Here is a 21,863-nt window from a genome sequence, read left to right as displayed (position 1 = left end):
CCGAGCACCGCACGGAGATTGCAACGCCCCGCGCGTTCAGGCATCGAAGCGGCCATGGTGCGTCACGTCATCGTCGTGGGAGCAGGGCCCGGGGGGCTGTCGGCCGCCATCAATCTGGCGGGGCAGGGGCTGCGCGTCACCGTGGTGGAGAAGGACGCGGTGCCCGGAGGGCGGATGAAGGGGCTGACGCTCGGTGATGCGGGCCAGTACGCGCTCGACACCGGCCCGTCCATCCTCCAGCTCCCCGGCGTGCTGGAGCAGATCTTCCGGCGGTCCGGCAAGCGCCTCGAGGACTACGTGAAGCTCGTCCCGCTGGACACCAACACGCGGGTGCACTTCTGGGACGGCACGCACCTGGACACCACGCGGAACATGCCCCGCATGGAGGCGGAGGTGGCGAAGTACGGCCCGGAGAAGGCCGGCGCGCTGCGCGAGTGGATGGAGGAGGGGCGGGAGAAGTACGCCATCGCCTACGCGAAGTTCATCTGCACGAACGCGGGCAGCCTCGCGTACTACGCGCCCTGGCGGCTGGCGCCCACGCTGCGCTTCAAGCCGTGGCAGACGCTGTACCGGCAGCTCGACTCCTTCTTCCACGACGACCGGATTACCTACGCGCTGGCGTACCCGTCGAAGTACCTGGGGCTGCACCCGACGACGTGCTCGTCGGTGTTCAGCGTGATTCCGTTCCTGGAGCTGGCCTTCGGCGTGTGGCACGTGGAGGGCGGCTTCCGCGAGCTGGCGCGAGGGATGATGCGCTGTGCGCAAGATTTGGGCGCCACCTTCCGCATGGGCACGGCGGTGGACCAGGTGCGGGTGGAGGCGGGCCGGGCGGTGGGCGTGAAGCTGGCGGACGGCACGGTGCTGGACGCGGACGCGGTGGTGGTGAACGCGGACCTGGCGTATGCGGCGCAGAACCTGATTCCCTCGCAGGCGCGCGAGGGCTCGCGGCTGACGGACGCGGCGTTGGACAAGGCGAAGTACTCGTGCAGCACCTTCATGGCGTACTACGGGCTGGACACGGTGTACGCGGACCTGCCGCACCACCTCATCTACCTGTCGGAGGCCGCGCGCCGCACGGACCGGGACGCGCTGGAGGACCGGCACGTGGACGTGGACGACCCGCCCTTCTACGTGTGCAACCCGTCGGTGACGGACCCATCCGGCGCGCCGAAGGGGCACTCCACGCTGTACGTGCTGGTGCCCACACCGAACACGGCCCAGGACGTGGACTGGGCGCAGACGGAAGCGAAGCTGCGCGAGCGCATCCCCGCCATGCTGGAGAAGGTGGGGCTCAAGGGTGTGCGCGAGCACATCCGCGAGGAGCGCTACTTCACGGCGGAGACGTGGCGGGACGACTTCAACGTGTTCCGCGGCGCGGTCTTCAACCTGTCGCATACGTGGCTGCAATTGGGTCCGCTGCGGCCGAAGGTGAAGAACCGCGACATCGAAGGGCTCTACTGGGTGGGCGGAGGCACGCACCCGGGCAGCGGGCTGCTGACCATCATGGAGAGCGCCAACATCGCGGCGGACTACCTCACGCGCGAGGCCGGCAAGGGGCCGCTGCCGGGCTGGCCGTACGTGCCGCCGCTCGACGCTGCCGATGCTCCGTCCGCGCCGACGACGGGCAGCGCCGCGCCTCCCCGGGCGCGCGCGGGTTGAGCCTGGGGGCTACTCGGGCTCCACGGAGTAGTTGATGGACCCTGGCGCCGCGGCCCTGGACAGGGGGTAGATGGCGCGGAGGTTGACCCGGTGGTGGTAGGCGACAAGGTGGGGCTCGCCTGCAATCACGATGACGACCTGACGCGGGGGCTCTGGCTGGCTGTCGACCCAGGCCCTGGCTTCCTCCCGCGTTCCGAATGTGGCTACCGGCGCAGGGAGCCCATCGTCAATCATCTCTCGGAGGTAATACTCGAGAGCTTGAACGGGTACGATATAGCGGCGTTTGAGGTCGGGTGAACAATTGACGTAGTGGTATTCGCCCGCAATCAAAATCTCGGCGCCGGACGGAGGGCTGGGATGATTCCTCATCCAGGTCTCTGCGCTTTCTTTCGTATCGAAGGCCGCGATGACGAGAGGGGGGGCATTGTCGTTGATGCTCTCGCGAAAGACTTCGAAGTCATGGGACTGGCCGGTAGCAGAGATGAAGTTGAGCGCGTCCATGGCTGCTTCCAGGCGCTCCTTGTCTTCCGCTGAGGCAGTCTCCTCCAGGAGTCGCCCGAGCAGATTCAGGACGCGAAAATGGAACTCCCAGTCCTTCATGGTGAGGCCTCCGCCATCCAAGGCTCGAAAGGCGCTGCCGTGACTCTTGCCGGTGTCGTGGTGCTTCGCATGTAGGGACCACGCCAGGTCGGGGAGCCGCCTCACGCTAGCAAGCGCGGAAACATGCCCGTCCCCTTAAATGCGCTGACTGGAGCTGTCCCCCGTCGAAGCGCTGCGTCCAGGGGCAACGTCCACGACACCCTCTCAGCGAGCCGGACTGACGGGCTGACAACCAGGGGACGGCTCGCTTGTATCGACGGGGCACGGAGGATGCGAAGCTGACCCCCGCTTCATAAGAGGAACAGTCGGACCCGAGGAGGCCCGCATGCCCTTCTTCATCCCATTCGCGGTGGGCGGCCTGGTGCTGACGGCACTGGGGCTCGGCGTGAAGCGGGTCCTGGAGGAGGGCGAGCCCGCGACGCCCGAGGAGGCGAGGGTGCGCGCCGCGCGCGAGCGGCACCGCGAGGCGCTGGCGGCCCTCAAGGCGGCCCGTCTCCGGGTGAGGGACGGTGTCACGGCCTGGAGCGAGCTCCAGTCGCGCGCGCACGCGGAGGGCGTGGTGCCCTTCCGCGCGCTGCTGGAGCGGCTGGAGCGCTGGGAGTACGCACGGGAAGACGAAGTGCTCGAGCCCGACGCGAGGGAAGCGCTGCGAGCCTTGCCCCTGGACCCACCCCCGCGCGCGACGCTGCGTCCCTGGCCGCTACTCGGCGCGGGCGCGGAGACGCCTCCGGCCCTGGCCCCCGTGCTGAAGTGGCTGGACCGGGGCTGGCTGGATGAAGACGCGCCGCCGGTGGTGGTGGATGGTGCCTCGCTGTTCGAGGCCGCGGCGCCGTGGGCCCTGACGGCTCCCGGCACGGCTCAAGCCGCGCGAGTCCTGGCGCTGGACGAGGCCGCCGGAGCGCTGGCGCACGCAACACGCTTCCTCGGAGTGCTGCACGCGAAGCTGGAGACCCGGACGACGCGGGTGGCCGGCGTGTACGGGCGGGCCTCGGCGCAGCTCACGTATCTGGACCCGACCAGCTTCGAGGAGGACGGCCCGGAGCCTCGCGAGCGGCTGCGGCGGCTGGCCGCGCTGATGGGCGAGGTGGCGGTGCTGCTGCGCGCGCCGGTGCTGACGCCGGACGGGCGGCTCGCGCCGGAGCCTCCGGAGTCACCCGGCGACGAGGCCGCGCCCCGGACTTGAGGCTCCACAGCGTCTCAGACGTAGCGCTGGGCCAGCTGCGACACCTGGCCGGTGGCCTGGGAGACGGCGGTGGCCGCCTGCTGGGTGGTGTCCAGGTGGCGCAGCGTGTCCGTCGTCAGCTCGTCCAGCTCGCGCACGGCGGCGAAGAGCTGGTCCACGCCCTGGTGCTGTTGCGACACGGCCTCGGTAATCTGCCGCACCGCCGTGGCGGACTCCTGGGACAGCGCGGCCAGCTCGCGCAGCCGCTCGCCGCTGGTGCGCAGCGGCACCAGTGACGTCTCCACGCCCTCCACGCCCCGGTCCGACAGCGCCGTGGCCTGGTGGGTGGCGGTGGCCATGGTCTCCAGCAGGCCGCGCACCTGGTTGGTGGCCTGGATGGACTGGTCCGCGAGGTCCCTCATCTGCCGCGCCACCACGCCAAAGCCCTTGCCGTGCTCGCCCGCGCGCGTGGCTTCAATCGCCGCGTTGATGGCGAGCATGTGCGACTGGTCCGCCAGCGCCTTCACCATCTCGGACACGCGGCCCACCTCGCGGGCGCGCTGCTCCAGGTCCTGCATCTGCTCGTGCAGCCCGGCGGCGATGTCGCGGATGGAGGCGAGCCCCTTCTCGGTGCCGGCCAGCGACTCCTCGCCCAGCTTGCCCACTGCGGCGGCGCGCTCGGCCACGCGCAGGATGCTGGTGGCGCGGGTCGCGGTGACGGTGGAGGCCTGCTGGATTTCCTGCGCGGTGGCGCGCGCCTGGTGCAGCGCCGCGGCCTGGCGCGACAGCGTCTGGTTCTGCTGGTTGCTGGCCTGGGACAGCCGGTTGCCGGCCTGGGCCAGGTCTCCCGCGGACGAGCGCAGCGAGCGCGGCAGCTCCTGGAGCCGCCGGTAGAGCTGCCAGGTGTTCGCCGCGAGGTCGCCCAGTTCGTCCGTGGACACCCACTGCGGCGGCGCGGCGCGGCCGTCCACCAGCGCCTCCAGCGAGGTGCCCACCGCCCGCGCGCCCTTCGCCAGCCGGCGGGCCGCCCAGGCGGCGGTGAGGATGGAGCCCAGCGCCGCGTAGCCGCCGAACATCACCACCGGCAACACCAGCTCCTCCTGGAGCGGGCGCACGGTGGCCTTCACGCGCTCGGCCGCCACCACGTCCCCCCGCGACTTCATGTCGGAGGCCAGCGCGCCCAGCCCCCGCTCCAGCCGCAGGTGCAGGGTGACGATGCTGGTGAGACAGGTGACGAGCAGCGCGGAGACGACGGTGGCGGGCAGCAGCCAGAGCTGGCGCGCGGCGAAGCCTTCGCCCGCGGGCTTCGCGGTGGGCGCGCGCGCATACGCGTCCAGCACCGTGGGCATCATCACCTTCTCGAACGCCATGAACATCAGCGGGCAGCTGAAGAGGCCCGCGCTGACCGCCACCGCCACGCCCACGAAGACCACCGACGCCGGCCGGTCCAACAGCACCGCCACTCCGCCGTTGAAGAGGATGCCGCCCACGAACCACGACACCATCGCCTCGCCGAAGGCCAGCGCCGCGGGGATGCGGATCAGCCGCTGCACCCGGAGCGCCCCTTCCGAGCTCAGCGCGCGCCGCAGCAACCAGGGCGTCACCAGCAGCGGTTGGGCCACCGCGCACAGCCCCAGCACCAGCGGGGTGATGACGCCGAGGAAGATTCTCCGCTCGTGGTCCCCGTTCAGGTCGAGCAGCTGCATGTCGACGTAGAGCGCGGGGGTGAAGGCCACCGTGGTGATGAGGGACCGGAGCAGATACAGCCGCCGCAGCAGCGCGCCAGGGGACGGGAGCGAGGGGGTCGACATCGGGAAGCAGTGTCTCCGGGGTGGCAGTGGACCCAGCGTGCGGTGCGAACCGCCCCCCGTCAATGTCCGGATGCACTACCCGCCAGGAAGGTTTCGCTCACAGCGGAAGCGCCAAGGGCTCGGGAGGCCCGACACGGCGCGTCGTCTCCGCTTTCCCGTGAAGCCTGCTCATGAGGGCGGAAAACAATCAAAACGAGAATAGTCAGCTTGGTTCTGGAGCGCGTGTCGAGGGGCTGGCTTGCTTCGGGCCGAGGGCCGTCGCGGCGCTCCCTGGCGCCGCGCTCCGCCCGGCAGGCGGGCGTGCGGGCCCCTGGTGACTGCACGCCCCCGCCCGCATGCCCACCTTCTGTTCAGCAGCGGCACGAACGAAAGGAGCCAGTCATGGGTGAGTGGACCGACAAGGCCAAGGGACGCATCAAGGAGACCGCGGGCGTCGCGACCGGCGACCGTGACCTGGAGGCCGAGGGCAAGAAGGACACGGCCAAGGGCGAGCTCAAGGGCAAGGTCGAGGACGTGAAGCGCGCCATCAAGGATGCGATTGACCCCGACAAGCCGCGCGGCAACGGGCCGTAGTCCGGCCTGACAGCGATGCAGTCCTGGCGGGCCGCGGGGGAACTTCCTCGCGGCCCGTCCTCATGTGCGCCCAGCCTGGGCGTGGGTTGAGTGAGGCCGCCAGTCGCCAGTCCTGGCGGCACGGTGAGGCCCTCGAGCCTCCATGATTGAATCGTAGTGAGGGCGGGGCCGCGGGTGACTTCTTCCCGCGGCCCTTGTTGCGTTCTACCGCTTCGTCACTGGCGGGCAGGCCACCTCGAGAAACGTGGTGGACTTCCCGCTGACCATGACCCACAGGCAGCGCAGAACGCAGCCCGCACCGAACTCCCGGTAGATGAGCCCCAGGTTGGCGACCACCTCTCGTCCGGTGATGACCCCGCGCATTGGCACTTCCCCCTTCTTCAGCTTCCCGTCCGACCCGCCGCCCACTGCCCCGAGCGCCGCCGCCGCACCTCTTCTGCAAATCGCTGGCCGTGCTTCGTGTGGCCGTCCGGAGTCGCTCTGTTGCCCTTCGGACGTGCCAAGCACGCCAACCGTCGTTGGCCCATGCACGGCGTTCTGCGCCCAGGTGTGATACGCGAGCCACCGCGCAGGAGTTTTTTCAGGGTGCCCGTCCACCGTGTGACGCACGTGCCCGACTTCGCGAAGTGGCACTCGTGCAGCCGCGTCCCAGCCGGACGCGACGCGCCATGCACACCCTGCTTCTTCGGCCCCTGTTCCCGGGAGCGGGCCGTGGAGGTTGCCCGGTCGCGGTGTCGCCGGCTCGGCGGGCCTGGTGGCACGTCCCTCCGAGGCGCTGAAGCTTCTGCTCACGGGTCCCTTCTCACCTGGAGCATGGCGGCTGCTCGCGGAGCAGTGGCGCGCTCGGGCCCTCGCGGCGCGGGAACGGGTGTCACCCCGTCGGTCCGCGCACACTAAAGAGATGAGGGAACTGGAAGGAGGGACGCGAGATGATGAGGACGCACGAGCATTTGAATGGAGCGCTGCCGTTGCTGACGGCGGGGCACTTTCGCGGCCAGCGCGGCGTCTCGCGGGTGGTCGTGGGGACGGACTTCTCCTTGCGCTCCGAGTTCGCGCTGGCGCGAGCGCTGCGCCTGCCCCTGGGTCAGGGAGGCGTCTTCGCGGTGATGCACGCCAGCCCGCGGCTGGACGGGCATGACGGCCCTGGAGGCACCGTGTCCGGCGAGCGCTGCCTGCGCAAGGCGGTGTCATCGGTGTGCCGGCGGCTGCGGCACCGGGTGGACGTGGACGTGCAGGAGGCGCTGCGCCAGGGCGACCCGGTGGAGGCGGCGTCCGCCGTGTCGAGCGAGCTGGGGGCGGAGCTGGTGGTGCTGGGACGGCCGCACGTGACGTACCCCCTGCAGGAGCTGGCGGGGGACTCCATGGTGCGGCGCATGGTGCGCCGGCTGGGCGCGTCGGTGCTGGTGGTGGTGCCGCATCCGGTGAAGCCCTACGCGCGGCCCCTGGTGGCGGTGGACTTCTCGCGCGAGTCGCGGCGGGCCCTGGAGCTGATGCTGCGGATGTGCCCCGCGCCGACGCCGGTGGACGTGCTGCACGTGGTGGACACGCGAGACGAAGAGGAAGCGCTGCGAGCGAAGGGGGCGCCCACCGAGCGCTGGCTGCTCCTCCGGCAGGAGCGCGAGTACACGGCCCGGGTGGCGCTCGGACGGTTCCTCGCTCCCTACCGGGAGACGGGGCGCGAGCTGGAGGTGCGGGTGCGCAGCGGTGACGCGGAGGTGGGGGAGGGCATCCTGGCGGAGGTGGCGGAGCGGGGCTCGGACGTGCTGGCGCTGGCCATGTCGGGGGCGAACGCCCGGACACCGCTGACGGAGCGGGTGCTGGCGCGGGCCGGGTGCGACGTGTTGGTGGCGCGGCACACCGGTTCGCGGCTGAGCACGGACAGCCGGTCCGCGTTATGAACGCGCCCCGTGTCCCCACCCCTGTCCGCTTCCGCTCCTCCGCAGTCACTCCGGGCCCGCCTGAAGAGCACGGGTAGCCTGTTCAAGCAGCTCCCCGGCACCTTTCGCCTCTTCTGGCAGGCCAGTCCTCGGCTGGCGGTGCTGCTGGGGCTGCTGACGCTGGTGGCGGCGGTGCTGCCGGCGGGCATCGCCTGGGTGGGGAAGCTGATTGTGGACTCGGTGGTGGCGGCGGCGCAGGGCTCGCTGGAGGCGCGCTCGCGCGTCTACGGCCTGGTGGGGCTGGAGTTCGGGCTGATGCTGGGCTCGGCGGTGGTGGAGCGTGGGCTGACGCTGACGCGCGAGCTGCTGCGGGCCAACCTGGGCAACCTGCTCAACGAGCGGATTTTGAAGAAGGCGCTGGAGCTGGAGCTGCGCCACTTCGAGGACTCGGACACCTACGACAAGATGCAGAACGCGCGGCGCGAGGCGAACAGCCGGCCGCTGTCGCTGGTGATGCAGGCGTTCTCGATTGTGCGGAACGCCATCACGTTGTCCACGTTCGCCGCGCTGTTGATAGCGCTGTCGCCGTGGAGCGTGGTGGTGCTGGTGGCGGCGTCGATTCCGGCCTTCATCGCCGAGGCGCGGCTGGCGGCGGAGGGCTTCCGGCTGTACTCGTGGCGGGCGCCGGAGGGGCGCAAGCTGAACTACCTGGAGTGGATCCTCACGCGGGACAACCACGTGAAGGAGGTGAAGCTCTTCGGGCTGGGGCCGCTGGTGCTGGGGCGCTATCGCTCGCTCTTCCAGAAGTTCTTCTCGGAGGACCGGGCGCTGGCCTTCAAGCGGCTGGCGTGGGGGCTGGGGCTGGGGGTGCTGTCGCTGGCGGCCTTCTACGCCTGCTACCTGTATGTGGCGGGCCGCGCGGCGAGCGGGGCGATTTCGGTGGGCGACATGGTGCTGTACCTGGGCGTGTTCCGTCAGGGACAGGCGGCGTTCCAGGGCATCCTGACGAGCATCGGGTCCATGTATGAGGACGCGCTCTTCATGAGCAACCTCTTCATGTACCTGGACATCCCCACGGGAGGGGAGACGACGCGGGTGCTGCCGGCGAAGTCTCCGCCGCGAGGGCCCGGCAACGCGATTGAGCTGCGCAACGTGTCCTTCCGTTACTCGGGGAAGGAGGCGTGGGCGCTGCGCGGGGTGAATCTGACGCTGCAGCCGGGGCAGAAGCTGGCGCTGGTGGGTGAGAACGGGGCGGGGAAGAGCACGCTGGTGAAGCTGCTGCTGCGCCTGTACGAGCCGACGGAGGGGGAGATTCTCTACGGCGGCGTCAACATCAAGGACATGGACGTGGAGGACCTGCGGAGCCGCTTCGGGGCGGTGTTCCAGGACTTCGTGCGCTACCAGTTCAACGTGGCGGAGAACATCGGCCTGGGGCACGTGCCGGCGCTGGAGGACCGGAATCGGATTGTGCGAGCGGCGGAGGAGGGTGGGGCGAGCGAGGTGATTGCGACGCTGCCGAAGCAGTACGACACGATGCTGGGGGGCTGGTTCGAGAAGGGGCAGGAGCTGTCGGCGGGGCAGTGGCAGAAGCTGGCGGTGGCGCGAGCGTTCATGCGGGACGACGCGGAGGTGCTGATTCTGGACGAGCCGACGGCGAGCATCGACGCGGAGGCGGAGCATGCGCTGTTCGAGCGCTTCCAGGCGCTGGCGGCGGACCGGATTGCGATTGTGATTTCGCACCGCTTCTCCACGGTGCGGATGGCGGACCAGATTGCGGTGCTCCACAACGGGCAGGTGGAGGAGCTGGGCAGCCACGACGCGCTGATGGCGAGGGACGGGCGCTACGCGCACCTGTTCCGGTTGCAGGCGCGGGGGTACAGGGACTGAGGCGTCAGTGCTTGCCGCCGCGCAGGCGCTCCAGCTCGGCGAGGGCCTCGGCCAGACGCCGCTCGGCGTCCTCGCGGCGCTGGGACTCTTCCGCGCGCAGGCGAGCTTCTTCGACCAGCTGTTGCTGCAGCTCGGCGCAACTTGCCTCCCGTTGCCCGACCAGCCGTTCGAGTCTGGCAATCACTTCCTGTGCATTCGGAAGGGCTGCGCCGCCCTTGTAGAAGCGAAGTTGCTCCTCCCCGACCTGTAACTCCAAGTCGAGCACGTCCGAGTGGTAGGTACCGCGTTGGGGGAGGATGGGACGATATGCGCGGAGTCCCTCGACAAGCCGCCAGCCGTTCAGTCGCAGCCGGCCGAGGTCGAAGACGAAGTACTCGCGGATGCCCAGCCGCGCGTAGCGCTCCACATTCCGTTCGAGGTCCTTGCGCCGCTCGCCCGCGACATGCACCTCCAGCGCGAGGTCCACGCCCTTTCCCTCGGCGCTCACCGTCCAACGCATGCGCGAGTGGGGCTCCACGTCCACTACGGCGATGACGTCCGGGGCGAACATGGGCTCACCCGGGTAGTCCACGGGCAGCTCGCAGGCCAGGTACACCTTGCGGCCAAGGCGCGAGAAGAAGCTGCCGAGCACTTCGCGGGTTCGTGACCTGGCATCGTAGTGAGCGTCACCTTCTGGCTGAGTCGCCTCGGAGATGGGGAACTCAGCATGCGGGTTGTCCCCGGGATGGCCACCCTCTTTGGACATGACTCGCTCCCGCAGCGTGCCGGAAGAGAAGAAGCATGGAGCGCGTCCGAATTGGCGCAGGTAGGTTCTATTTCGTGTCCTCGGTACTACCTTTAGGGTAGGCAGGCAACACCGTTACCTCGCCGATTACAGGTAGTGTCCATGCCGCGCCGCTTCAACACAGCGGGCCCGTGCCGCCCGGACTGGCACTACATGGTTGCCGCCGAGCGTCGACTCCCCGTGGTGTCTGAACCGTTGGACCAACTGGGCTACTTCATGGTTCACGCGCTCCAGCGGGCAGGGAAGACCACTGCCACCCGGGCCTTGGCGGAGGAACTCACGGCTGCCGGGCGCTACGCCGCGCTCTACTCCTCCTGCGAAGTGGGCGAGGCGGCGGGCGACGACTTCGGCGAGGCGCAGCGGGCCATCCTGGCCAACCTGCGGCTCAACGCGGGGCTCTTCCTGCCCACGGAACTGCAACCGCCGCCCTTTCCCGACGTACCGGACAGCCTGCTCCTGGGGACCGCTCTCTCCGCGTGGGCGAGCGCCTGCCCGCGCCCGCTGGTGCTCTTCCTGGATGAGATAGACGCCCTGCGTGGGCAGAGCCTCATCAGCGTCCTGCGCCAGCTGGGCAGTGGTTTTCCGAGCCGCCCCGGTGCTTTCCCTGCCTCCGTCATCCTCTGTGGTTTGCGAGACGTGCGCGACTGCAAGGCCGCCAGTGGTGGGGATGCAGACCGGTTCGGCATGGCGAGCCCCTTCAACATCAAGCTCAAGTCACTGCGGCTGGGTGACTTCGACCAGTCTGAAGTCGAAGAACTCTACAAGCAGCACACCACGGAGACCGGACAGCCCTTCACCGAGCAGGCCCTGGTGCGCGCTTTCGAGCTGACGGCCGGACAACCCTGGCTGGTCAATGCGATCGCTCGGGAAATCACCGAGGAGATGGCGGTACCTCTCAGCGAGCCCATCACCGCGGACCACGTGGAGTCGGCCAAGGAGCGGCTCATCTACGCCCGCGTCACCCACCTCGACTCGCTGGTGGCGCGCCTGCATGAGCCGCGCATCCGTCGCGTGCTCGAGCCCGTGCTGGCCGGCATGCTGACCTCCGGCGACAGCTACCAGGATGACGTGCAGTACGCCCGGGACCTGGGGTTGCTCGCGCCGGACAACCCGGTGCGAATCGCGAACCCCATCTACAACGAGGTGATTGCCCGGGTGCTCGCAGGGGACGCCGAGCTGCAGGTGCAGGCCGAGCCCAGGAACTTCGTCCTGCCAGATGGCCGGCTGGACTTCGGCCGCCTGCTCCGCGAGTTCGCCGCGTTCTGGCGAGAGCATGGAGAGGTGCTGACCGCCGGACTCTCGTACCACGAGGTCGCGTCTCAGTTGGTGCTCATGGCGTTCCTCCACCGGGTGGTCAACGGCGGTGGCTTCGTGGACTGGGAGTACGGCGTGGGCAGGGGACGCATCGACCTGCTGGTGCGCTGGCCCTATACGGAGGCGGGGCAGCGCCGCTGGCAGCGACAGGCGATGGAGCTGAAGGTGTGGCGGGAAGGGGAGAAGGACCCGCTGCCCAGGGGGCTCGCGCAGCTCGACGAGTACCTGGAGCAGCTGAGCCTCGATGAGGGCGTGCTCGTCATCTTCGACCGTCGGCGTGAATCAGGTGACGCCGATTCCCGGATGCGCTTCGAGCAGGCCCAGTCGCCCTCGGGCCGCAAGGTTACCGTGCTGCGGGCATGAGTCGGGCATACTCCCGTTGTGCGCCCCTGCGTTGCTAGGCAACCCCGGGACGTGACGTAGCCACGAGCCATGCTGATGATGCGCAGCTTCCGCAGGAGGAGAACCTGGTTATGGGCAGGCCTCGCGGCGGCAGTGGTCGCGGGCACTGCCTCGGTTTGGGGCGAGGTCTCGCATCACGTCTACCGACAGCTCTCCGACTCGGCATGGAGAGGTGAGCTCGGGAAGGTCCGCTGGTTGTTGCGGCTCGGGCTGGACCCGAATCAGCCCGTGGCGGGGAAGGTCTCGCCACTCATCGCGGCCGCCATGCAGGAACGCGAGGAAGTGGTGGCGCTCCTGCTGCGGAACGGAGCGCGCGTGGACGCTCCGGGCAAGATGGGCCTCACGGCACTGGAGGCCGCGTCCCGCCGGGGGCACCTGGGCGTCGTGCGCCTGCTGCTCACACACGGTGCCGACCTGGAGCGAGTAGGCGAGGCGGGCACCCCGCTGATGGCTGCGGCGCAGGGCTGTTCCCCTGAGGTGGCTGAAGCCCTGCTGGCGGCCGGGGCGCGCATCACCGCGACGACCTCGTGGAGTCCACAAACCGCGCTGGATTTGGCCCGGGACGCGGGCTGCCAGCCCGTGCTCGAGCTGCTGCGGCGTGGAACTCCGGGCCGGTGACGCACGGAGTGCCTTCTGCAAGGGGGGCCGCGTGGGTCCCCCGGCGCTCTACACGTCTGGAGGCTACGCCTTCGGCAGATGGTCCCGGATGACGCCGAGTTGCAGGTGCAGGCCGAGCCCAGGAGCTTCGTCCTTACCGTAGCCGGGAATCAGGTGACGCCGACTCCTGCACGCGCTTCGAGCAGGCGCAGGCGCTCTCGGACCGCAAGGCGACCGTGCTGCGGGCGTGAGTCGCACCTGACTCCGTTCTGACTGTCTATCGCTGGTGCAGTGTGTTTGTGCATCCCCGCGTTAGGCTGGTGCGGCCATACTGGGGCCAGTGCTGAAGCGCTGGTTTTGCCCGGGGGTGGAATGTGAGACCGCGAGTACCTGCATGGGACCAGGTCATTGCGATGGAGAAGTGGATCTCTCCGGAGGGAAGGTTGGAGCTTCCTGGTGAGGACCGCGCACAGGTGCAGTCCGTCGCGCTGCAGATGACGATTGCCGAGGCAGAGGTCTACACGTTGTTGCTCACGGCCGAGGGGACGGCGGCGCTGGTGCGGGAGGTCCGCCGCCGGGTCATCGATGGCGGGAAGCGCTACTCCAGCACGCTCGGCGACGTGCGTGACCTCCAGGAGGCGGAAGACCCTGAAGGCGCGCGGAAGGTGCTGGAGGAGTACATCGCGAACGAGCCTATTCCCCGTTACCGCGAGTGGGCCGAGACTGAGTTGAAGGACCTGGAGTGAGGGGGACGTCCATGTTCGAAGTGTTGGTGACCGTCAAGGCTGTCAGCAAGCTCCTCCAGGTGGGAATGGCCGCATGGGATGCCTTCAAGGAAGAGGGCATCGGCAGCAAGGAAGTCACTGCGCTACGTCTGGCGACGGACCTGCTGGGAGACCTGGGAGGAAATAGCTCCGGTCAGCTCTCGGACATGGCGGCCCTGCACTTTGGCGTCATTGCACAGTGCTTCGGCCACGCGCTCGGGCGGCAGTGGGCGTTCAACAGGCAGTTGGCGCCTAGTGGGTTTCGGCTCTTCATGGGCAGGGAGCAGCGGGAACGGGCGGATGAGATCGACCTTCGGGTGAAGCTTGCCGTCAGCGCGCTTCCGAAGTTTGGGGGGCCTTCCCTGCTACAGGCGGGAGACTTGCCCCCGAGTGTGGATGGGGTGCGAGATGCGGCCGCCATCGGCGAGCCCTTGGCGACTCCGTATTACAGGGCGCTCTGGGACGCCTTCTCCAACCCGAAGCTGGACGAGGGAGGAATCCCGCTGCTCGACTTGGAGAAGGGGCGACTGGGGTTCGAGCGTGACTTCCTCCTTGCCTATCAGCAGGTGCTGGCATCACCGGAAGGTCAGAAGCTCCAGCGGTATGTGGCTGGCGTGGTTGGCGACTACCGCGTGCGCATGCTGCGCGAGCTGCTCCTGCGCGACATGGCCGAATGGGGCGAGCGCCACACCTTTGGCAACATGGAGCGGCGCGACCGGCCGCCAGATGACCCCATTCCGTTCATGCCGCTCGCGAAGATGTACATCGAGCCTGCTGCCCGTCTCGCGAAGAAGGAACAGCAGGAGGAGGCGCCACGGAAGCCTGTGCTTTCCCTGATCGAACAGTGGCTTGGTTCTTCGAAGACGAATGTCGTCGTTGTGCGTGCAGACTTCGGAATGGGGAAGTCGCTTACGGCGCGGTCACTGGCGCAGCGGCTCGCCCTGCGGTTCCTGGAGACGCGAACCCCGTCTCCTGAGACGGAGATACCGGTCTTCATCCGATGCGCCGAAGACTTGACCGACGAAGGGGTCGATCTTGACGAGTTCGTACGCAGAGCGTGGAAACGCGAGGCTGGTGAGCTGGATCTGAAGCTGAAGCTCGACGACCCTGCTCTTGAGCCCCCAGGTCGCACACAGCGAGCTCTCTTCATCCTCGACGGGTTGGATGAGGTCATCCTCGGAGAGCGGCGGCTGGAGTCGTTCTTTCAGCGCATCAAGGACGAGGCCTCGGAGCACCACCGTTTCATCGTCTTCTCTCGTCCCGGTGCGCTCCCTGCGGAGCAGGAACTGGAGGGCATTCCGGTGCTTGAGATCCTGCCGTGGACCGAACCGCAGATTGCCGACTGGCTCGAAGCGTGGCGTGGCCTGAATGGAGGTGCTGGGCCAACCCCTCAAGAGCTTGAAGCCAGAAACTTGGGCGAGCTGGCCAGGACGCCCATTCTCCTCTTCATGGTTGCGCAGACCTGGGGGGGCCAGTCCCGCGAGGTGGGCGCAAGCCGCGCTGCTCTTTACGAGGAGTTCTTCTGGCAGATTGCGCGGGGAAAGCATGAGGCAGACCGCAGGGGGCACAAGAACGTCTTCGAGGCCTCCGATAAGCTTCATCAACACTTGGTGAGCATGGACCTGGTCGCGCGGGGAACCGTGCCACCGGATGCCATGTTGTGGCTCATGGGGCGCGTGGCCTGGGAAGCCACGAAGCTCGACCAGCGCCAGATGCTCGAACCCGGGCGCAAAGCGGAGGTTCTCACGAAGCACGGCATCACGAGCCTCCTCGTCGATGAATTGAAGGTGGAGAAGAGTGCGGCTGAGACCATCGATGCAATCCAGGTGGGCCTGCTGCTGACGCTCCAGGCTCACTTGCGCGCCGGGGAGTCGAGCCAACTCCTCTTCGGTCACAAGTCCTTCCGGGAGTTCCTGGTGGCTCGCTACTGGGCGGACAGGCTGAAGGCCATTGCCAGGGCCTCATCACGAGATTGGGAGGACGTTGAAGCTCCGCTGCTGGGAGGACGACTGCTCAGCCGTGAGGACCGGACGTTTGAGTTCCTGATTGAGATGCTGGACGGGGCTGCCCACCCGAAACGCACAGCAGCTCCTTTCGGCCTGACGGAGTCCGAGCGCCGCTCTCTGCTGGGGTGGGCTCAGATGCGCTTCGAGTCGGAGGTGCCCCTGCTGCCAGCCGAGTCCTCACGTGGGACACGTGGCCGTCACCCTTCGCTGCGAGAGGACAGGAGCCCCTGGTTGCGTGAGGCGGCGCTTGCCATCGGGAGCACGCTGAAGGGCAGCCCCGGCCTGAAACAGCATGACAAGCTGACCCTTCGGTCGATGCTCGCCTGGTTCTGGATGATGCGAGTCGGCCCCATCATCATCGCGCGCAAAGCGCAGTTGGTGGGTGCCTTGATGCCAGATAACACCTTGAGAGGTGCTGACTTCCGTGAGGCCCATCTGGAAGGTGCCAACTTTTCACGAACCAACTTCAGGGCAGTTCCCAGCGGAGGTAGCCTTCCCACGAGTTTCGTTCGAGCACATCTCGATGGCGCCTCGCTGATGAATGCGGAGCTCTCGGGATGTAATTTCGATGCGGCGTCCCTCCGTGAAGCGGGGCTCGCCGGGGCGGTGATGGACGGCGCTGTCTTTGTCGGAGCGAATCTCGATGCCGCAGAGTTGACTGATGCCTCTGCGGTTCATGCTGTGTTCGACGGGGCAAACCTGCGAGGAACCTTGTTTGGGGACAGTAACCTAGCAGGTGCCTCATTTGTCGGTGCCGACTTAGCAGGGGCCTCCTTGACGGGCGCCAACCTCACCGGGGCCGTGCTCGAACGAGCGCTGTTGCGTGGTGCTTTCTATGACAGCAACACCCAATGGCCCGATGGGTTCGACCCAGATGCAGCGGGCGCCTTGCAGGTCAACTACGACGAATGACCCGCCCTACGCCTTCGGCAGATGGTCCCGGATGACGCCGAGCCAGTACTCCTTGCCGTAGTACTGGCTCATCTTCCCGATGAGCTTCCCGTCGCGGAACAGCAGGAACGTCGGAATCCCGAAGAGGCCGAAGCGCTTCGCCAGGTCCTCGTACTGGTACGCGTTCACCTTCACCACGCGCATCGGCGCACCCTCCAGCTCCGACAGCAGCATGGGCTCGGCGGCCGCGTAGATGTCGCAGTTCGGGCAGCCGTCTCCCCAGAAGTCCACCACCACCAGCTCGCCCTTCGGCTCCATGACCAGCTGGTCGAAGTTCTCCGCCGTTCCCTCGTAGCTCACGGGATGTGCCATGGCCTCCTGCCTAACGGTCTCCCCCTCCTTCTTCAACCTGCTCACGGCGTGCGCCGCTCGAAGTCCTCACTGGCCCCTCCGCTCTTGCGCCCGTACACTGTCCCGGCGGGCAGCGGCCCGTACCAGACGGCATCCTCCGGCCCGTAGAGCACCGGCTTCCCCGTCTCCTCCGAGCGCCGCTCCCGGCTGAACACCCCCACCTCGCCCCCGTTGCGCGACAGCGTGAAGGGCAGGTGCAGCGGTCCCCGGGAGATGTCGCCGCTCGCCAGCAACCTCACAGCTTGCCCGGGCCCGAGCGTCCCCGAAGACAGCCGATACCGCGCCGTGGCCCGCAGGTCGCTCGTCACCTCGTAGGCGCTCAGGTCCAGCGCGCCGCTGCCCCGGTTGTACAGCTCCACGTACCCCGAGCCCCCCGTCGTCACCTCGCGGATGACCAGCGGCCCGCTCCCGTGCACCCGCAGTGTCTCCAGCTTCTTCAGGAGGTACTCGCGCCGGCCGCGCACGTAGTCCCGGAGGAACTGGCGCGCGCGCCGCAGGTGCTCGGCGGACGCGTGCGGGTCGTTCTTCAGCTCCGGCTCCACCACCTTCCACAGCGCGTCGATGTGGGCCAGCGCCTTGTCCTCGGAGAAGGGGCCTTCCAGCGCGGCCTCCAGCTTCGCGAGCACCCGCGCCCGCAGCGCCGGCCGGTCCCACACGCGCGTCGCCAGCACGCTCCACGTGGGGCGCTGCTCGGGCCGAGTCGCCACGCGCGTCTCGAAGATGTCCTGCACCGCCGGGTCGTACAGCGTGAAGGACTGCGGCCACCGGTCGACCACGGGCGTCGACAGCGGGTTCCACGTGCGCCAGTAGAGCATCCGCGCGTTGTTCAAATCCCACGGCACGTACGTCCACCGGTCCGCGTGCAGCTCGTGCACCCAGAAGCTGCGCGAGTCCTCGATGATGTTGTTGGAGATGAGCGCGTCCGCCGCCAGGTTGCCCAGGTACGCCTCCACGTCCACCCGCTGCTCCAGCTCCTCCTCGAAGCGTGCGTCGTCGCTCCGGTTCACCCAGGCGAGGAAGGCCGTCAGGTCCTCGCGGCCGGTGTCCTCGTTCGTCTTCTTCTCGAAGTTGCTCTGGTGGGGGCCGGGCCGGAGCGTCAGCTCGCAGTTGCGGTGGCCGCAGCGGTAGATGGAGGCATCTCGCTCGCGCCGATGGTGCTTGAGCCAGTCCTTCCCCACGTGCTCCATGTCCAGGTACAGCCCCTGGTGCTCGCCATTCACGCTGACTCGCGCATAGCGGGCCTTCGGCACGGGCAGCCCCAGGGCGCGGTACAGGTCCACCGCGAACTTCTCCGTCAGCTTGCCGCCGTCGAACCAGCTCGCGAGCAGCTCGAAGTGGTCCCGGTCTCCCAGCTCGTGGCCGGGGTCCAGCTCGATTTTGTAGCTCTTCTGCGGCAGGTCGCGCGTGCTCGCGCCGCGGTAGCGCATGCGCCCCGGCACCCGCACTCCTTCCAGGGTCACCGTGCACGGGACGGACACGTTCGAGGACGGGTCCGCCTCCAGCTTCTCCAGGTCCTCCGGAGACAGCTCCAGCGCGAAGGTCGGCACGGTCGACTGCACCGGTGGGAACTGGCCCACGGGGACGGGACGCGGACCCGCATCGGGCGTGCCCGCGTCCGGCTGCGAGCCTCCAACACCCGCATCCGTTCCGGGAGCGCCTCCATCGGAGGCCGCCGGGGAGGTCCCCGCGTCCTCCTCAGACGTCACCGGGCCCGCATCGGTGGCCGTGTCCCTGGGACGGTCCGGAGGGAGTTCCTGGTGCACATCGTCTGGGTCGGAAATGCCGCCGTTCAGTGCCTCGGGTACGCCTGGGCCGCACGCCAGCAGGCCCACGATGCTCACCATCCACCATCCCGCTCCACGACCCATGTCACCTCCACGTGGCAGTGCCGTCGGCCCGTGCAGCCTGCATGCCCCGGTCTCCCGCCCACGGGTGGAAGACTTCTTCCCTCGCAAGCCCGGCAGGCTTCCCTGCGCGGCAGCCCCGACGGGTCGGCGGAGGCTATGCATTGCTCCAGGAGTTGCCTGCCGTTGCCCTCCAGACCGACCGGAAGCAGGGCGAACGGCCGGGGGAGCGTCCGTCCTCCCAGCGGTTTGGATCAGGTGTGTGTCCCAGTCATGCGAGTGGCCTGGGGGGCAGCGGCTTTGGCGCTCCAGGGTTGGATCATCCCGCACGGGGTGTCATCAAAACCCAACACCCGCACTGCGCAGGAGGGCACACACGCCGTAAGGTTGTGTCATTGGATGTCGTGGAGGGGTCATGCACGAGTGGTTGGAGGCACTGCGGAAGTTGGCGAAGGCAGCGTCACCGGGTGTCCCCGCGGACGAGGTCCGCCGGGCCGAGACGGAGTGCGGTGTCCCATTCCCCGAGGAGCTTGGTGCCCTGTACGAGGCCCTCAATGGCGGGGAGTTCAGCGGTGATGTGCAGCTCTTCCCCCTGCATGGGCCCGAGGGGGCGCCGAGCGTCCTGGAGAAGTCCCGGCTCAAGCTGGTGGGCCTTCCCGCCGCGGGTGTGTGGCGCATTGGCCTGAAGGGGCTCCACCGTCACCTCTTCACCGCGCGAAAGTCCGCGATGGTGGAGCAGGGAGATGGGGGAGGGCCGCTGCCCGGCTGGGTCGAGGCGCTGGGTGACGAGGAGTGGGTCTACGGCACCTGGGACGGCGAGAAGCAGGAGCTGCGGATGTACCGCTCGCTGAAGGACATGCTCGACGTGCTCGTCCCTCCGGCGGAGGTGGAGAGCTTCGGTGAGCGCACCTTCGCGCGCGCGATGAACGCCGTCCTCCAGGGCGCGCTGTCCGGCGCCGAGGCTGGTGACGGAGAGGGCGAGGAGGAGGCAAGTCCGTTCGAGAAGGCCGACACGGAGGAGGGAGCGGCCGGTGCCGGGGAGGAGGACACGGGGGAGGTGCGCGAGCTCGCGTACGAGTACGACGAGTACTCGGCCGGCAAGCGCGACGAAGAGCGGCCCTTCGGTGCGAGGAAGCCCAAGCCGGAGGCCAAGAAGCCGGTGCGCCCCATCGGCGAGGGGCGAGCCGCGAAGGTGAAGCCCGTGGGCCGCGCGGAGCCTCGCTCCGAGGCCATGGGTGGCGCGGGTGTCCTGCTCCCCAGTGGTGGTGCGGAGGCTCCCGCGAGTGAGAAGGCCGCGCCCGTGGGCTCGGAGGCCCCGGCGGTGCCGCCCTCCGCTCCGAAAAAGGCCGCCGCGAAGAAGGCCCGCGCGGAGGCGAAGGCGCCCGCCACGGAGAGGGCCCGCGTGGAGTCTGCTCCCGTCACGGAGGTGACCACCGGGACACCCGCTGCCGAGCCTGCCGCGCGGGAGGCTGCGACCGCGAAGCCCGCTACGGCGAAGAAGGTCGCCGCGAAGAAGGCGCCTGCTGGTCCTGCGGCGGAGAAGGTCGTTACGGCACCCACTGCTGCTGCGAAGACCGCTCCCGCGAGCAAGACCGTGGCGGCTACCACCAAGGCTGCGGCGAAGAAGGCTCCTGCGAAGAAAGCCGCCGCGAAGAAGGGCGCGGGCACGCCGGCAGCACGCAAGGCCACAGCGAAGAAGGCCGCAGCGAAGAAGGCGCCTGCGAAGAAGGTTGCCCCGGTGAAGAAGGCCGTAGCGAAGAAGGCGCCTGCGAAGAAGGTTGCCCCGGTGAAGAAGGCCGCAGCGAAGAAGGCGCCTGCGAAGAAGACTGCGGCGAAAAAGGCTGCGGCGAAGAAGCCGGTCGCGAAGAAGGCTGCGGCGAAGAAGCCGGTCGCGAAGAAGGCTGCGGCGAAAAAGGCTCCTGCGAAGAAGGTTCCCACGAAGAAGGGAGCCAGGGCTCTCGGTCGTTGAGCAGGTAGTCGAAAGGCCGGGCCCGGAGAATCGGCGCCCGGCCTTGGAAACTTTCGTCAGGAGGCGCCGCCTCCGGACTCCTGCGCTGGGCTCCAACGTCGACGCGGAGCCGTCCCGGGCCCGTGCACCAGTCTCCGGCGCACGACCCCGGCATCCCTCTCACTCTGCTCCACGGAGCCGCGTACCCCTGCCGCGCCGCGCAGCCTGCTCGTGGCGTTCCCTGGCGTGGGCGACGGGCCCGTGGAGTGTCCGCAGCGCGGCTACCCCTCGGGGAGCTGGTCGCGGCGGATGGGTCTGATGCGGTCCTCTGGCTGGGCTGTCAGCTCCGGCCCTTCCTCTTCCTCGTCGCCTCGGCGGAACTCGTGAATCTGGTCCGGGAGGATGTCGCGGTAGTCCGGCTCATCTTCCAGCGGCGGAGTCGCCGCCATGTCCTGGTCGGTGATGTTGATCTCCTCCTCACCGGTATCCGGGTTCATGTGACGTCGCGAGGTCGACTCGCCTACGTCCTCCGAACCGAGCTTCTTGAATCGCATGGCCTCTCCTCGAGAAAGCGCGGTGGGTCGGCTGCTTTCGAGTCAACAATGAGAACCAGCAGGAGCCGCCGCAATTCTCGGTGCCCGCCTGCCTGCCCTCGCTCGCCCGGGCCTCAGCGCTGCGGGAGCGCCGCGCGGCCGGAGGGGTAGACGGGCTCCACCTCCAGCAGCACCATGGCCAGCGCCAGCACCCGGGACAGCGTCTCGCGCACCGTGTACCGCCAGGGTGTCGAGCGCCCCTCGTCCGCCGCCACGCCCCACGCGTCGATGCCCACCGAGTTGGCGATGAACAGCGCCCGCGACAGGTGGAAGCGCTGCGTGACGAGCAGCGCCCGCTTCGCCCCGAACACGGTGTACGCCCGCAGGCAGCTGTCGTACGTGGACAGCCCCGCCTCGTCTCCCTGCACCACCGACTCGGGCACGCCGCGCTCCAGCAGGTAGCGCCGCATGGCCCGCGTCTCGTGGTGGAAGGGCTTCGACTGGTCCCCACTCACCAGCACCGCCTGCACCTTCCCCTGCTTCCACAGGGCAATGGCCGCGTCCAGCCGCTGGGCGAGCACCGGTGAGGGCACCGCGCCCGGCGCCAGCCCCGCGCCGAAGACGAGGGCCACGGGGGCCTCGGGCGCTCCCGCCAGCGGGACGATGCGGTCCTCGTAGCTCACCCGCACGAGGTGCGAGAGGGCAAGCAGGCCCAGGCCGAACACGACCAGCGCGAGGAGGCCCCTGCGCACCCACACCCTGCTCGCACCGACTGGCTTCATGGACCCCGAGAACACCGG

18 protein-coding genes are annotated in these 21,863 nt (G+C 68.6%); 10 read left to right on the top strand and 8 right to left on the bottom strand.

Annotated features, from left to right (window positions below):
* Window positions 1-54: 54 nt before the first annotated feature.
* A complete protein-coding gene (locus G4D85_RS41985) occupies window positions 55-1,659 on the top strand; it encodes a phytoene desaturase family protein (RefSeq protein ID WP_164019895.1) in 1,605 nt (534 codons plus the stop codon).
* Window positions 1,660-1,668: 9 nt separating this feature from the next.
* Here the strand turns inward: G4D85_RS41985 and G4D85_RS41980 are convergent, their stop codons facing one another.
* A complete protein-coding gene (locus tag G4D85_RS41980) occupies window positions 1,669-2,259 on the bottom strand; it encodes a head protein (protein ID WP_164019894.1) in 591 nt (196 codons plus the stop codon).
* Between the two features lie 325 nt (window positions 2,260-2,584).
* Between G4D85_RS41980 and G4D85_RS41975 the strand changes: the two genes are divergently transcribed.
* Window positions 2,585-3,442 (top strand): hypothetical protein, encoded by an 858-nt coding sequence (locus G4D85_RS41975; RefSeq protein ID WP_164019893.1) that lies wholly within the window; start codon window positions 2,585-2,587, stop codon window positions 3,440-3,442.
* Between the two features lie 14 nt (window positions 3,443-3,456).
* Here the strand turns inward: G4D85_RS41975 and G4D85_RS41970 are convergent, their stop codons facing one another.
* Entirely contained in the window at window positions 3,457-5,232 is a 1,776-nt protein-coding gene (locus G4D85_RS41970) for a methyl-accepting chemotaxis protein (RefSeq protein ID WP_164019892.1), read from the bottom strand.
* 381 nt (window positions 5,233-5,613) lie between these two features.
* Here G4D85_RS41970 and G4D85_RS41965 point away from each other — a divergent pair, with 381 nt between their 5' ends.
* Window positions 5,614-5,805, top strand: coding sequence for a CsbD family protein (locus tag G4D85_RS41965; protein ID WP_164019891.1), 192 nt, complete (start codon window positions 5,614-5,616; stop codon window positions 5,803-5,805).
* Window positions 5,806-6,009: 204 nt separating this feature from the next.
* Here G4D85_RS41965 and G4D85_RS49065 read toward each other — a convergent pair whose 3' ends face one another.
* A complete protein-coding gene (locus G4D85_RS49065; RefSeq protein ID WP_205525941.1) occupies window positions 6,010-6,168 on the bottom strand; it encodes a hypothetical protein in 159 nt (52 codons plus the stop codon).
* 566 nt (window positions 6,169-6,734) lie between these two features.
* On the opposite strand from G4D85_RS49065, the gene G4D85_RS41960 reads away from it, so the two are divergent.
* Together G4D85_RS41960 and G4D85_RS41955 are read left to right on the top strand one after the other, a co-directional pair.
* Complete coding sequence (locus G4D85_RS41960; RefSeq protein WP_240359820.1) at window positions 6,735-7,703, top strand: universal stress protein; 969 nt, start codon at window positions 6,735-6,737, stop codon at window positions 7,701-7,703.
* Between the two features lie 9 nt (window positions 7,704-7,712).
* Window positions 7,713-9,569: an ABC transporter ATP-binding protein gene (locus G4D85_RS41955; RefSeq protein ID WP_164019890.1), complete on the top strand. Its 1,857-nt coding sequence runs from the start codon at window positions 7,713-7,715 to the stop codon at window positions 9,567-9,569.
* A 4-nt stretch (window positions 9,570-9,573) separates the two neighbouring features.
* Here G4D85_RS41955 and G4D85_RS41950 read toward each other — a convergent pair whose 3' ends face one another.
* The gene (locus G4D85_RS41950) at window positions 9,574-10,314 is read right to left on the bottom strand and encodes a Uma2 family endonuclease (protein WP_164019889.1); all 741 of its coding nucleotides are present in this window, start codon (window positions 10,312-10,314) and stop codon (window positions 9,574-9,576) included.
* Between the two features lie 141 nt (window positions 10,315-10,455).
* Between G4D85_RS41950 and G4D85_RS41945 the strand changes: the two genes are divergently transcribed.
* The 4 genes from G4D85_RS41945 to G4D85_RS41930 all read left to right on the top strand — a co-directional run bounded on the left by G4D85_RS41945 (window position 10,456) and on the right by G4D85_RS41930 (window position 16,348).
* Window positions 10,456-12,030: an ATP-binding protein gene (locus tag G4D85_RS41945; RefSeq protein ID WP_164019888.1), complete on the top strand. Its 1,575-nt coding sequence runs from the start codon at window positions 10,456-10,458 to the stop codon at window positions 12,028-12,030.
* A gap of 69 nt (window positions 12,031-12,099) precedes the next feature.
* Window positions 12,100-12,687: an ankyrin repeat domain-containing protein gene (locus tag G4D85_RS41940; protein WP_338052944.1), complete on the top strand. Its 588-nt coding sequence runs from the start codon at window positions 12,100-12,102 to the stop codon at window positions 12,685-12,687.
* 353 nt (window positions 12,688-13,040) lie between these two features.
* Complete coding sequence (locus G4D85_RS41935) at window positions 13,041-13,412, top strand: DUSAM domain-containing protein (RefSeq protein WP_275900362.1); 372 nt, start codon at window positions 13,041-13,043, stop codon at window positions 13,410-13,412.
* An 11-nt stretch (window positions 13,413-13,423) separates the two neighbouring features.
* Window positions 13,424-16,348, top strand: coding sequence for an NACHT domain-containing protein (locus G4D85_RS41930; RefSeq protein ID WP_164019885.1), 2,925 nt, complete (start codon window positions 13,424-13,426; stop codon window positions 16,346-16,348).
* A 6-nt stretch (window positions 16,349-16,354) separates the two neighbouring features.
* Here the strand turns inward: G4D85_RS41930 and G4D85_RS41925 are convergent, their stop codons facing one another.
* On the bottom strand, window positions 16,355-16,699 hold the full coding sequence (locus G4D85_RS41925; protein ID WP_164019884.1) for a thioredoxin family protein: 345 nt from the start codon (window positions 16,697-16,699) through the stop codon (window positions 16,355-16,357).
* Window positions 16,700-16,740: 41 nt separating this feature from the next.
* Window positions 16,741-18,606 carry a CotH kinase family protein gene (locus G4D85_RS41920; protein ID WP_164019883.1) on the bottom strand — a complete coding sequence of 622 codons (1,866 nt, stop codon included), beginning with the start codon at window positions 18,604-18,606 and terminating at the stop codon, window positions 16,741-16,743.
* A gap of 391 nt (window positions 18,607-18,997) precedes the next feature.
* On the opposite strand from G4D85_RS41920, the gene G4D85_RS50635 reads away from it, so the two are divergent.
* Window positions 18,998-20,551: a histone H1-like repetitive region-containing protein gene (locus tag G4D85_RS50635; protein WP_164019882.1), complete on the top strand. Its 1,554-nt coding sequence runs from the start codon at window positions 18,998-19,000 to the stop codon at window positions 20,549-20,551.
* A gap of 260 nt (window positions 20,552-20,811) precedes the next feature.
* On the opposite strand, the gene G4D85_RS41910 is transcribed toward G4D85_RS50635, so the two are convergent.
* Together G4D85_RS41910 and G4D85_RS41905 are read right to left on the bottom strand one after the other, a co-directional pair.
* The gene (locus tag G4D85_RS41910) at window positions 20,812-21,084 is read right to left on the bottom strand and encodes a hypothetical protein (protein ID WP_164019881.1); all 273 of its coding nucleotides are present in this window, start codon (window positions 21,082-21,084) and stop codon (window positions 20,812-20,814) included.
* A 113-nt stretch (window positions 21,085-21,197) separates the two neighbouring features.
* Window positions 21,198-21,845 (bottom strand): SanA/YdcF family protein, encoded by a 648-nt coding sequence (locus tag G4D85_RS41905; RefSeq protein ID WP_240359819.1) that lies wholly within the window; start codon window positions 21,843-21,845, stop codon window positions 21,198-21,200.
* Between the last annotated feature and the right edge of the window lie 18 nt (window positions 21,846-21,863).

This window comes from Pyxidicoccus trucidator (assembly GCF_010894435.1).
Taxonomy (GTDB): domain Bacteria; phylum Myxococcota; class Myxococcia; order Myxococcales; family Myxococcaceae; genus Myxococcus; species Myxococcus trucidator.
This window is presented reverse-complemented; position numbering and strand designations above follow the sequence as displayed.